This window comes from Mucilaginibacter sp. OK268 (assembly GCF_900103125.1).
Classification (GTDB): Bacteria; Bacteroidota; Bacteroidia; order Sphingobacteriales; family Sphingobacteriaceae; genus Mucilaginibacter.
Map to the genome: position 1 here is coordinate 390,347 of NZ_FNJV01000004.1, position 12,435 is coordinate 402,781.

A 12,435-nucleotide genomic window follows, 5' to 3' on the forward strand; every position below is an offset into this window, starting at 1 on the left:
AATGGTTGCTGTCTTGTTTCTTGATTCTTGTCTCTTGATTCTAATTTCAAAAGAATGGATTGGAATAGCAATTTAATCACAAACCTGGAATGGTCGTCGGAGATCACCCACATTAGCGGTAAGCAAAAGGTGGCCGATGAAATTGCCGCGAAGGTAAAGGATGGTGACATCCTGGGCGTTGGCTCGGGTTCAACCGCATACCTGGCCCTCGTAGCTATAGCCAAAAGGATAAAGGAAGAAAAGCTGAACGTAAAGGCCATCCCTACATCGCTTGAGCTATCCATGTTTTGCAGTAAGCTGGGCGTGCCTTTAACTAGCCTTTACGAAAACAAACCCGACTGGCTGTTTGATGGTGCCGACGAGGTTGACCCTAACAACAGTTTGATCAAGGGTCGTGGCGGGGCTATGTTCAAGGAGAAACTGCTCATCAGCTCAAGCGAGGTAAGCTATATTATTGTTGACGATTCGAAAATGGTGACTAAATTAGGCTCGAATTTTCCCGTTCCGGTTGAGGTGTTTCCGCAAGCCTTGTTGTATGTAGAAAAAGAACTGCAGCAACTGGGTGCCAACAGCATCCTACTGCGCCCGGCAAAAGGTAAAGACGGACCGGTAATTACCGAGAACGGCAACGTGATACTGGATTGCAAATTTGGTGAGATAGGCAGCAGCATGGAGCGTGATATCAAATCCATCACCGGGGTTATTGAAAGCGGGCTTTTTATAGGCTACAACCTGCAAATTTTGATGGCTTTGAATACGTAGGGGAAGGATGAAGGATTTTGGGATAAAAGATCAAGGACTCCGAAAAAAGAGACACATGTAATGTGTCTCTACAAAACAAAGGATAACGTAGAGACGCATCACATGCGTCTCCTGCTTTAAACAATGATACTCAGGTTACCTATTTTACAATATAAATTAGGAACTTTAACTTATCAATATAAATGCAGGCGGTTTGGGAGGTAAAACCGCCATCTGCACAAAAAATACATCTGCCTCGTTAATTAAATAATGAACTTTAAAACAACCTAATAAAATGGCAACTAATAATGTAAAGCAAATACATAGTTTCGGACAAAGCATCTGGCTTGATTTTATTGATCGTGAGATCATGGCATCCGGAAAGTTAAAAAAACTGATCGACGAAGATGGCGTTAGAGGCGTAACCTCAAACCCGGCCATTTTTGAAAAAGCCATCACCAGCAGCTCCGATTATGATAACGATATTGTAGAGCTGTCAAAAACTACTGACGACAATGAGGCTTTGTTTTTTGGTCTTGCTGTAAAAGACATTCAACAGGCAACCGACCTGTTTAAAGGTATCTATACCGAATCGAACAAAGTAGATGGTTATGTGAGCCTGGAAGTTTCTCCGTTTTTAGCTTTGGATACCGAAGGTACAGCCAAACAAGCAGAAGAACTTTGGAAAAAAGTTGACCGTAACAACGTGATGATCAAAATCCCAGGAACACAACCTGGTTTAGCTGCTATCAGGCAGTCAATCGCCAAAGGGATCAACATTAACGTAACCTTATTATTTGGTTTAGAGCGTTATGAGGCTGTTACCGAAGCCTATATCTCTGGTTTAGAAGATCATTTGGCCGCAGGTCATGAGATCGCTCATATTGCATCAGTAGCCAGTTTCTTCCTGAGCCGTATCGACGTTATTGTTGATCCGTTGCTGGAAGCTAAAGGCGAAAAAGACCTGGTTGGCGAAGTAGCTATCGCTTCTGCTAAAAAAGCATACGAAATTTACAAAAGAGTGTTCAGCACCGAAAGGTGGAAAAAACTGGCAGCCAAAGGCGCTCAGCCGCAACGTTTGCTTTGGGCAAGTACCGGCAGCAAAAACCCGGCTTTCAAAGACACCAAATATGTTGAGGCCCTGATTGGTCCGGATACTGTGGATACCGTTCCTTTGGAAACTGTTGACGCTTTCCGCGATCATGGTATTGCAGCAAACACACTGGAAGGTGGTTTGGATAAAGCAACCGCTACTTTGGCTAAACTAAAAGATTTTGGAATTGACCTGGACGCCATCACCCAGCAACTGGAAGACGAAGGCATCGAAAAATTCAACAAGCCGTTTGAAAAATTATTAAACGCTATCGAGGAGCAAAAAAGCAAAGTAAGCTAATTGCCCCATGGAAGCAGCAAATATTAAAATCCTCTTTTTTGACGTTGGTGGCATTTTGCTCACCAACGGCTGGGGGCGCGATTCGCGTAAGCTTGCCTGCGAAAAATTTGGCCTTGATCAGGCCGAAGTGAACGAGCTGCACAATTTCATTTTCAACGTATATGAAATTGGCAGTATCACGCTTGACCAATACCTGGATACGGTAGTTTTTAACCATCCGCGCGATTTTGTTCGTGAGGACTTTAAGGAGTTCATGTACGCCCAATCTGTTGAACTGGGCGAAACACTGGCCTGGCTTAAGGAGTGGAAAAAGGACTGCGGTTTCCGTATCATTTCGCTAAACAACGAAGGCAAGGAGCTGAACGATTACCGGGTTAAAAAATTCAAACTTCATGAGTGCTTTGATGCATTTGTATCATCGTGCGAAGTAAAAATGCGCAAGCCCGATCCGGGTATCTGGCAACTGGGTTTGGGTATAGCCCAGGCTTCGCCGCAGCAATGTGTGTATTTTGACGATCGTATCATGTTTGTGAACACAGCCCAGAAACTGGGGATCCGCTCGTTCCAGCACACCGATTTCGAGACCACCAAAAAAATATTAGAAGATCTAAAAAAAGAAAATGGGGGGCATTAACCTCTCCTAAATCCTCTCCAAAGGAGAGGACTTTAACTTCATTTGTTTTTGAACCCTCTCCTTTGGAGAGGGCAGGGAGAGGTGAACATTGAACCAATAAATTAAAAGATAAAATGAGCGCAACAAACGATAAATATGCTTTTGGTATGATAGGCCTGGGCGTTATGGGCCGCAGCTTGCTGCTGAACATGGCCGACCATGGTTTTGCAGTAGCCGGGCATGATAAAGATGCCGCTAAAGTAGCATCACTAAACGATGAAGCCGGCGACCGTGCCGCCAAAGGATTTGGAGATGTAAAGGAATTCGTCCAGAGTTTAACCACTCCGCGTGCCATCATGATGCTGGTACCGGCAGGTAAAATTGTGGATAGTGTAATTGAAGAACTAACTCCACTATTGGAGAAAGGCGATATTTTGATCGACGGCGGTAACTCGCACTTTACCGATACCAACCGTCGTGTAGAAGAACTGGAAGCTATTGGCCTGCATTTCTTTGGCATGGGTGTGTCTGGTGGCGAAGAAGGCGCACGCCGTGGCCCGAGTATGATGCCTGGTGGCGATAAAGATGCCTACAACGTGATGAAGCCTATTTTTGAGGCCATTGCCGCCAAAGTTGATGGCGTACCTTGCGTAACCTATATTGGTCCGGGTGCATCTGGTCACTTTGTTAAAATGGTACACAACGGTATTGAGTACGGTATTATGCAATTGATAGCTGAAACCTACGAGATCCTGAAAAAAGGTTTGAAACTGCACAACGACGAGATCGGTAAAATTTTCGCCGAATGGAACGAAGGCAGGCTACAATCATTCCTGTTGGACATTACCAAGGATATTTTCAAATTCAAAGCGCCGGGTACCGATCATTTATTGTTAGATGATATTAAGGACGAAGCCCGTGCTAAAGGTACCGGTAAATGGACCTCGCAAGTGGCTATGGACCTGCAGGCTCCTATCCCTACAGTAGATACCGCGGTATCTATGCGCGACTTATCAAAATACAAACAACTGCGCGAAAAAGCCGCAAAGCTTTACGCTAAAGATGCGATAGTACTTGATGGCGACAAAGCCGAGCTGATTGCTGCTTTGGAGCAGGCGTTTTACTTCACCATGATCATCAGCTATGCGCAGGGCATGCATTTGCTGTCAAACGCGTCGGCAGAGTATAAATATGATCTGCACCTGGGCGAAATTGCCAAGATCTGGAGAGGCGGTTGTATCATCCGTTCAAAATTCCTGAACGATATATTTAAAGCTTACGAAAAAGATGCCAACCTGGAACACCTGCTGTTGGATTCCAACGTACAGGCCATAGTGGAAAGTGTGGTACCAGGCATCAGAAAAGTATTGTCAAAAACTATTGCTGCCGGGGTAGCTGCACCAGCCTACGCCGCATCGTTAAGTTACTTTGATGCTTTCCGCAGTGCAAGGATGCCATCAAACCTGATCCAGGCTCAGCGCGACTATTTTGGCGCGCACACTTATGAGCTGATCGGAAAAGAAGGCACCTTCCATACACAATGGGCAGCGGAGTAATAAGAATCAAGAGATAAGAATCAAGAGTCAAGAAATAAGGATCAAGGAAAAGCAAGCATAATGAATCATTTACTATGGGGAGTTTTACTCTCTTGATTCTTGACTCTTGATTCCTGACTCTATCTAAAAAATAACATTGAGAAATGAGCACACAAACTAAATCAGATCCTACTATATTCATCATTTTTGGTGGCACGGGGGATTTAAATTCACGGAAAATTGCGCCGGCCCTGTATAATCTATTTTTAGATGGATGGCTGCCAAAACAATATTCCATTATAGGAACCGGTCGTACCAAATTGACCGACGAGCAGTTCCGCGAGAATTTGCATAACGATATCAACCAGTTTTCGCGCAGCGGTAAAGTTGACGAGAAAAAATGGGCCGACTTTGTAAATAACATCTATTACCAGGTATCGGATGCCAACGATTTTGAAACCTACAAAGAGTTTGGCAAACGTATCGAAAAACATAACGCCGACTGGAAAGCTAAAGCCAACGTTATATTTTACCTGGCTGTAGCGCCAAACTTCTTCCCGATCATCGCATCGAACATATCAAAAGCCAAATTGGCCGATGATAAAAAGCGTGTGAGGATCATCATCGAGAAACCATTCGGTCACGATCTGGAAACCGCCAAAGAGCTGAACAAACTATTGTCGGGTATTTTTGACGAGTCACAGATCTACCGTATCGACCATTACCTGGGTAAAGAAACCGTTCAGAATATTATGGCTTTCCGCTTTGCCAACTCCATTATGGAGCCATTGTGGAACCGTAACTATATTGAGCACGTACAGATCTCGGTAACCGAACAACTGGGTGTAGAAGAACGCGGTGACTACTATGACGGATCGGGCGCTATGCGCGATATGATCCAGAATCACCTGCTGCAACTGCTTTGCCACGTAGCCATGGAGCCACCGGTTAGCTTTAATGCCGACGAAGTGCGCGACCGCAAGGTTGACGTATTAAAGGCTATGCGCAGGTTTAGTCCGGAGGATGTACGTAATTCGGCCGTTAGGGGCCAGTACGGCAGCGGCTGGATGAAAGGTAAAGAAGTACCGGGCTATCGCGAAGAGCCAAAAGTAAACCCGGAATCAAACACCGAAACTTTTGCCGCTATCAAATTCTTTATTGATAACTGGCGTTGGCAGGGTGTTCCGTTCTATTTACGTACGGGTAAAAGATTGCACCAGCCGTCATCCGTTATTACCATCCAGTTTAAGGATGTTCCTCACCTGATATTCCCTACCGAAGCCGCCGAAAGCTGGCAGCAAAACAGGCTCATCATCAGCATACAGCCAGAAATGAGCATCCGTTTACAGGTGCAGGCCAAACGCCCGGGAATTGATATGGTGCTGAACGCTGTAGATATGGTGTTTGACTATAAAGGAACTTATACCAACCAGGCGCCTGAAGCTTATGAAACGCTGATACTGGATACCATGCTGGGTGATCAAACCCTGTTTATGCGTGGCGACCAGGTAGAAGCTGCATGGGAACTGGTTATGCCGATCCTGAGCACCTGGCAAAATAAAAAGAGCCTGAATTTCCCTAACTATTCTGCCGATTCATGGGGACCGGAAGCCGCCGAAGCATTAATTGCCCGCGACGGATTTACCTGGTTCACCCTGCCGGTAAACGGGAAGAAAAGTTAATAATGAGCGTGGTGAGTGGTCAGTTTTGAGTTCTATCAAAAGAAAGCATAGAGAACGGACCACTCACTACTCACCACTCACTACTCACAACCATGAAATTGAATATTTCTAATACTGCCGACGAAGTACTAATTGCCCTGGCAGATTATTTTATTAAAATAGGTAACGAATCCATCACCGCGAGGGGTAAGTTTACTGTGGCCTTATCGGGCGGTAGCTCACCAAAAAAATTGTATGAACTGCTGGCATCTACCTCTTACGCCGACCAGCTTGACTGGGAAAAGGTATTTTTCTTTTTTGGCGATGAGCGTAACGTACCACAGGATCATAAGGACAGCAATTACCTGATGGCTAAAAAGGCGCTGTTTGAGCCTTTGCTGATCAGTCCGGCTAATGTGTATGCTGTTGATACCACTTTTGAACCGGCAGAAGCCGCGGCCAAATACTGGACCCTGATCAGTACATTTTTTGACGAGGATGAGCCAAATTTCGACCTGATATTATTAGGCTTGGGCGATAATTCGCACACGGCTTCCTTATTCCCGCATACACCAGTATTGCATGATACCAAACCGGGTGTAAAAGAAGTTTGGCTGGAAGACCAGCAAGTATGGCGTATTACATTGAATGCCCCGCTGATCAATGAAGGTCGATATATCGCGTTCCTGGTTTATGGCGAAGGTAAAGCTATCGCGGTACACCACGTACTGGAAGATGCTGAAGATATTGAAGAATACCCGGCCCAACTGATCGATTCCATCGCCGGCGAAACCCTTTGGTTTTTAGACGAAGCCGCCGCCGCCGATCTGGAAGAACAGGAGTAAATCTGGTTTGAACCTTGATTGATTTGATTAAGGGATTTCCATGATAAAAAATAATGTAGAGACACATCACATGTGTCTCTTTTTTTGTGCTATAGCAAAATAAACTTGTCATCCTGAACGCAGTGAAGGATCTTCTTCGCTATGAATACCGCCGGCTTCCCTCCTGAAGAAGATCCTTCGTTCCTCAGGATGACATTCTTATCTACTTGCACAGAGCAGGGCCTGTGCGATTCCTTCCCTCGGGAAGGGGAGGAAGGGGTTTCGCAGACAAGTACCTCCTGACATACCAAACGGATAGGTTTTTAATTTTGAAAATATCCTGACCCTGATCTCCACTCATCAAAACCTCATTAAAATTGTGTTAAAATTTGTTAAAAAGTGTTAAATGGCCTGTTTTTAAACAAGTTTCGGGGATAAAGTGGCTCAAAAAGTGTTAAAATTTGTTAAAATACAGGGTCAAAATGACCTTGAATAGACAATGCTGATTTGTGCCTGTGTTTGAATTTTGTAACTTTGGGTATGGCAACAGAAACACTCGAAGATTTTTACAAGAACAAATTTGACTGGCTGCCCGATAACCTGCAGCAAAACATAGGTCACTTTAACGTTTTCAGGATAGAGGACTGCATTGGTCCCAATGCCAAGCCGGTTACCTATAGCCGCAGAAGTTTTTATAAGATCAGTTTGATGCGTGGTGAAAACATCATCCATTATGCCGATAAAAGCATTACACTGTCGGGCACTTCGCTGATGTTTTTTAGTCCGCATGTGCCTTATACCTTTGAGCATATGTCTGATGACCGGTCGGGCTTCTTCTGCATCTTTACCGAAGCTTTCTTTACCGAACGTTTTCGGGGTGGCCTGGGCGAGCTGCCGATGTTTGCCCTGGGTGCCAAGCCTGTGTATAGCCTGAATGATGATCAAGACCGCTATGTGACCGGATTGTTCACCAAAATGATGGATGAAATAGGCTCCGATTATGATTTTAAATACGACCTGATCCGCAATTACGTAACCGAAGTGGCCTATTATGCCCTCAAAACGCAACCTTCAGAGAATGTATATAAACACGCCGATGCCAAAAGCCGTATCACCTCAGTATTTACTGAGCTGCTGGAGCGTCAGTTCCCGATAGAAAACCCGGCACAGCGGTTTGCCCTGCGCTCGGCCAATGATTTTGCACAACGCCTTTCGGTGCACGTAAATCACCTCAACCGGGCCATCCGCGAAACCACCGGCAAAACCACTACCGATCACATTGCCGATCGTTTGCTGAGCGAAGCCAAATCGCTCCTCAAACACACCGACTGGAATATATCAGAAATAGGCTATTGTCTGGGTTTTGAAGAGGCTACGCATTTCAATAACTTTTTTAAGAAACAAACCCAGCTTACGCCATCGTCGTTCAGGAATGTTTAAATTTTACTTTTGTCATCCTGAGCGATAGCGAAGGATCTTCTTCGCCATACTGGTCGCTCAACAGATGCTTCACTCCGTTCAGCATGACAAATCTATTTTTCACCCTCTTTGCTGCGAAGCAGCAGAGAGGGTCGCCCAGCGAAGCGCAGGCGGGTGAGTCGTTTGCGATATGTGATTTTGAATTACTGTTATTCATTTGTTTTCATGCACGCAATTCGTTATATTTGTTATAACCTCGCTGTATCTTCCCTGCAAAACACAAGTAAAACACCATTACAAAATCAAAAATGTTTGAATTTTGTAACCATTGGTTTGATTGACGTAATCGATAGGCCCGTCTGACACCCTAACTTTGTTCTATCAATTAGAACAAAAATGGACAACAACAAAAAAGTATGGTTTATTACTGGTGCCTCTAAAGGATTTGGGCTCAGTTTAGTTAAACAATTACTGGATGCTGGTCAGCTTGTTGCCGCCACCTCCAGGAATCAAGAGGAGTTAATAAAAGCAGTTAACACCCAAAACAATAATTTTTTACCGCTACAGGTTAATCTGGTAAACGAAGCCAGTGTATCCCTGGCCCTGCAGCATACCTATGAATTTTTTGGTCAGATAGATGTAGTGATCAATAATGCCGGCTATGGCATAGGAGGCGCTATTGAAGAATTGACCGATAAAGAAACCCGTACAGCATTTGACGTAAACGTATTTGCCACCCTCAATGTGATCAGGTTTGTAATGCCTTATCTGCGTAAGCAACGCTCTGGTCATATCATCAATATATCATCCATAGCGGGTATTGCCCCGGGAACAGGTTGGGCCATCTATGGCGCTGCCAAATATGCGGTGATCGGTCTGTCTGAAGTATTGGCTGCTGACGTAAAAGCCTTGGGCATAAAAGTTACGGTGGTTGCACCGGGTGCTTTCAGGACTAGTTTTCTGACACCTGATTCGCTAAGCATCACCGAAAATCCGATAGCAGATTATGTGGATGTAAGGGAAACTCATGCCAAATACCTGAAAATGGATGGCGAACAGGCGGGTGACCCCGAAAAAGCTGCCGCATCTATTATCAAAATCGCCGGTGTGGAGAATCCACCACTGCATTTACTGTTAGGTGGCGATGCTTACAACCGCGCCTTAACCAAATTGGATTCGTTGTATAAAGAGATCCACGAGTGGGAAGAGCTTACCTGTTCAACTGATCTTGAACATGATTTGAAGGCTAATTAAAAGCCTGGGCCTAACCCTATTTCTATCTAAAACATTAAGAAAACAAGAAAATGAGCAATAAAAAAGTTTGGTTTGTAACCGGTGCCTCCAAAGGCTTAGGACTCTCCTTAGTAAAAAAATTATTAAAAGAAGGTTACCGTGTAGCTGCAACGTCCAGAAACCTGAGCGATCTGAGCAAAGCGGTTGATAACCATAGCGATCAGTTTTTGCCGCTGGCCGTGAATATCAAAAACGAAGAAAGTGTACAGGAAGCCATAGAGCTTACCATTAGCACCTTTGGTAAAATTGATGTAGTAGTTAACAATGCCGGTTATGGCCTTATTGGCGGCCTGGAAGAATTAACCGACCAGGAAGCACGTGATAATTTTGAAGTAAATGTATTCGGTTCCCTAAACGTGATCCGTAAGGCATTGCCTTATTTGCGTGAGCAACAGTCGGGGCATATCCTCAATATATCATCAATAGGTGGTTTTACAGGCAGCTTTCCAGGTTTCGGCATCTATTGCGCTACCAAGTTCGCAGTGAATGGTTTTTCAGAATCGCTGGCCGAAGAAGTAAAGCCATTTGGTATTAAAGTAACTATTGTACAGCCGGGCTATTTCCGTACCAGTTTCCTGTCAGAAGGCTCGTTGGTAGCGCCGAAACACCAGATAGACGCTTATCAGAATGTGCGCGCTTCACAAAACCTGCACCAGAACGAACTGGATCAGCAGCAAGCCGGAGATCCGGATAAGGCAGCAGAGGCTATGATTGAAATTGTAAATGCCGAAAACCCGCCGGTCAATTTGTTTTTGGGCGAGGATGCCTACAATGCGGCAAATAATAAAATAGCTGCGGTTCAAAGCGACCTGGAAAACTGGAAAGAATTAACAACCTCAACTGCAATAGCATAAATATGGAAAAGGATCAACATATAGGCGTTTGGGTAACAAGTGATGGTTACATACGCCATGAGTTATTACCAGACGGCCGTTATGTTGAAGGGCGTGGTAACAGGAAAATGGCTTATACCGGCTTTTACAGCATCCGGGGCAAGCATATCGAATACCTGGATGATACCGGCTTTACCGCCGACGGTGATTTTGATGGCAACGTATTTTACCATGCGGGCATGGTTTTATACAAAGAATCGGCTTGAATTGAAAATTTATCAACAAAAGTGGAACTGAATAAAAAGATTTGTTAATGAAAGGGGGCTTTCTTTATCTTTATAGAAATTCTAACCCCAATATAATATGAGTTTTCAAGACCAGATCAGTTCGATATTTGTGGAGGAAAGCCAGATACCGGCCGAATTCCAGATAACAGAAGTGCATCAGCGTGAATACCTGTGTGATGGAGAGATGAAGCCCTGGAACGGGCCTGTGACCGAAGTGTATTCTCCTGTTTGTTTCCCCGGCCCGGATGGGTTTAAACGCAAGCTAATAGGCACTTATCCTATTTGTACCGAAACAGAAGCCAACGATGCCCTGGAGGCAGCCATCACCGCCTACGATAATGGCCGTGGCGAATGGCCTACCATGAGTATTGATGGCCGGATCAAATGTATGGAGCGTTTCATCTATAAAATGATTGAACAGCGCAGCCTGGTAGTAAAGCTCCTGATGTGGGAGATTGGTAAATCATATGGCGATTCGGCAAAGGAGTTTGACCGCACCATCGAGTACATCAACGCTACTATTGATGCCCTGAAGGCACTCGACCGTAAATCATCCCGCTTTGAAATGGCCGAAGGGCTGATCGCCCAGATCCGCCGCTCGCCGCTTGGTGTGGTGCTGTGTATGGGGCCGTTCAACTATCCGCTTAACGAAACTTTTACTACCCTGATCCCCGCCCTTATTATGGGCAATACCATTTTATTTAAACCACCAAAGCATGGCACGCTGTTGCACTACCCGCTGTTAAGAGCCTTCCAGGAGTCGTTCCCTAAAGGTGTGGTGAATACGGTGTATGGTCGCGGCGCGGTGGTTACCCCCGGACTGATGCAAACCGGCAAAGTAAATGTGCTGGCTTTTATCGGCTCCAGTAAAGTGGCAAACGACTTGAAAAAGCGTCACCCCAAAATAAACCGTTTAAGGGCGGTGTTGAGTCTGGATGCCAAAAACGCAGCTATCGTTACCAAAAATGCCGATTTGCAATTGGCTGTGAGCGAATGTGTTTTAGGCGCGCTGTCATTTAACGGACAACGCTGTACGGCTATCAAAATGATATTTGTGCATAAAGATATAGCCGATGAGTTTTTAAAACTACTGAGCGAGGCTGTATCCAAACTAAAATTTGGCCTGCCATGGGATAAGGACGTAAAGCTTACTCCAATGCCTGAGCCGAATAAGGCTGAGTCGCTGACAGAAATGGTGGATGACGCCATAGCTCATGGCGCTAAAATTATCAATGAAAACGGTGGCGAAAGCGTGGCTTCGTTCTATTACCCGGCCATAGTTTACCCGGTGAACGAAAAAATGAAGCTGTACCGCGAAGAGCAGTTTGGCCCGATTATCCCGGTAATTCCGTTTGAGTCGATAGAGGAACCGATTGAATACCAGATCGATTCGCCACATGGTATGCAGGTGAGCATCTTCAGTAACGATGCCCAGGAAATCTCCTCACTGATAGATCCTTTTGTAAACCTGGTAAGCCGGGTCAACATCAATTGTCAGTGTCAGCGCGGTCCGGATGTGTTTCCGTTTACTGGTCGTAAGGACAGTGCCGAGGGTACACTTTCGGTATTTGACGCGCTGCGGGCATTCTCCATACGCTCATTGGTTGCTACCAAACTGAACGAGACCAATAAACAAATTATCAATGAAATTGTGAACGGTAGTGATTCCAATTTCCTCAGTACGAAGTTTATATTGTAAGGCATTTTTATATTCGTAAAAAGCGGTGCCTTAGGTGCCGCTTTTTTTATGAAATGGGAATTTTTTGCAGGATATATTAATGAACAAATAAAAAGTATATCAATAAATGTAATGTATAAATAAAATCTATGAGACAT

Annotated in this window: 11 protein-coding genes; all 11 read left to right on the top strand. The window is 44.8% G+C overall.

Translation table 11 applies throughout. From position 1 onward, the window contains the following. Positions 1 to 54 precede the first annotated feature (54 nt). Entirely contained in the window at positions 55 to 762 is a 708-nt protein-coding gene (gene rpiA / locus BLR84_RS16290) for a ribose 5-phosphate isomerase A (protein WP_090470205.1), read from the top strand. A 274-nt stretch (positions 763 to 1,036) separates the two neighbouring features. Beyond that, positions 1,037 to 2,134 (top strand): transaldolase, encoded by a 1,098-nt coding sequence (gene tal / locus BLR84_RS16295; protein ID WP_090470208.1) that lies wholly within the window; start codon positions 1,037 to 1,039, stop codon positions 2,132 to 2,134. Positions 2,135 to 2,141: 7 nt separating this feature from the next. Then, the gene (locus BLR84_RS16300) at positions 2,142 to 2,768 is read left to right on the top strand and encodes an HAD family hydrolase (RefSeq protein ID WP_090470210.1); all 627 of its coding nucleotides are present in this window, start codon (positions 2,142 to 2,144) and stop codon (positions 2,766 to 2,768) included. A gap of 113 nt (positions 2,769 to 2,881) precedes the next feature. Next, a complete protein-coding gene (gene gndA, locus BLR84_RS16305; protein WP_090470213.1) occupies positions 2,882 to 4,303 on the top strand; it encodes an NADP-dependent phosphogluconate dehydrogenase in 1,422 nt (473 codons plus the stop codon). 143 nt (positions 4,304 to 4,446) lie between these two features. Further along, entirely contained in the window at positions 4,447 to 5,964 is a 1,518-nt protein-coding gene (gene zwf, locus BLR84_RS16310; RefSeq protein WP_090470215.1) for a glucose-6-phosphate dehydrogenase, read from the top strand. Between the two features lie 92 nt (positions 5,965 to 6,056). Next, on the top strand, positions 6,057 to 6,788 hold the full coding sequence (gene pgl / locus BLR84_RS16315; protein WP_090470218.1) for a 6-phosphogluconolactonase: 732 nt from the start codon (positions 6,057 to 6,059) through the stop codon (positions 6,786 to 6,788). A gap of 519 nt (positions 6,789 to 7,307) precedes the next feature. After that, a complete protein-coding gene (locus BLR84_RS16320) occupies positions 7,308 to 8,207 on the top strand; it encodes a helix-turn-helix domain-containing protein (protein ID WP_090470220.1) in 900 nt (299 codons plus the stop codon). 375 nt (positions 8,208 to 8,582) lie between these two features. Next, positions 8,583 to 9,440: an SDR family NAD(P)-dependent oxidoreductase gene (locus tag BLR84_RS16325; RefSeq protein ID WP_090470223.1), complete on the top strand. Its 858-nt coding sequence runs from the start codon at positions 8,583 to 8,585 to the stop codon at positions 9,438 to 9,440. Between the two features lie 50 nt (positions 9,441 to 9,490). Then, entirely contained in the window at positions 9,491 to 10,333 is an 843-nt protein-coding gene (locus tag BLR84_RS16330; RefSeq protein WP_090470226.1) for an SDR family oxidoreductase, read from the top strand. A 2-nt stretch (positions 10,334 to 10,335) separates the two neighbouring features. Further along, complete coding sequence (locus tag BLR84_RS16335; RefSeq protein ID WP_090470229.1) at positions 10,336 to 10,578, top strand: Atu4866 domain-containing protein; 243 nt, start codon at positions 10,336 to 10,338, stop codon at positions 10,576 to 10,578. A gap of 97 nt (positions 10,579 to 10,675) precedes the next feature. Further along, positions 10,676 to 12,298, top strand: coding sequence for an NADP-dependent glyceraldehyde-3-phosphate dehydrogenase (locus tag BLR84_RS16340; RefSeq protein WP_090470234.1), 1,623 nt, complete (start codon positions 10,676 to 10,678; stop codon positions 12,296 to 12,298). The last annotated feature ends 137 nt before the right edge of the window (positions 12,299 to 12,435 follow it).

Coding starts and splice junctions, on each gene's coding strand:
- tal (WP_090470208.1), top strand. CDS start 1,037: ATGGCAACTAATAATGTAAAGCAAATACATAGTTTCGGACAAAGCATC.
- BLR84_RS16300 (WP_090470210.1), top strand. CDS start 2,142: ATGGAAGCAGCAAATATTAAAATCCTCTTTTTTGACGTTGGTGGCATT.
- pgl (WP_090470218.1), top strand. CDS start 6,057: ATGAAATTGAATATTTCTAATACTGCCGACGAAGTACTAATTGCCCTG.
- gndA (WP_090470213.1), top strand. CDS start 2,882: ATGAGCGCAACAAACGATAAATATGCTTTTGGTATGATAGGCCTGGGC.
- BLR84_RS16335 (WP_090470229.1), top strand. CDS start 10,336: ATGGAAAAGGATCAACATATAGGCGTTTGGGTAACAAGTGATGGTTAC.
- BLR84_RS16330 (WP_090470226.1), top strand. CDS start 9,491: ATGAGCAATAAAAAAGTTTGGTTTGTAACCGGTGCCTCCAAAGGCTTA.
- BLR84_RS16320 (WP_090470220.1), top strand. CDS start 7,308: ATGGCAACAGAAACACTCGAAGATTTTTACAAGAACAAATTTGACTGG.
- BLR84_RS16340 (WP_090470234.1), top strand. CDS start 10,676: ATGAGTTTTCAAGACCAGATCAGTTCGATATTTGTGGAGGAAAGCCAG.
- BLR84_RS16325 (WP_090470223.1), top strand. CDS start 8,583: ATGGACAACAACAAAAAAGTATGGTTTATTACTGGTGCCTCTAAAGGA.
- zwf (WP_090470215.1), top strand. CDS start 4,447: ATGAGCACACAAACTAAATCAGATCCTACTATATTCATCATTTTTGGT.
- rpiA (WP_090470205.1), top strand. CDS start 55: ATGGATTGGAATAGCAATTTAATCACAAACCTGGAATGGTCGTCGGAG.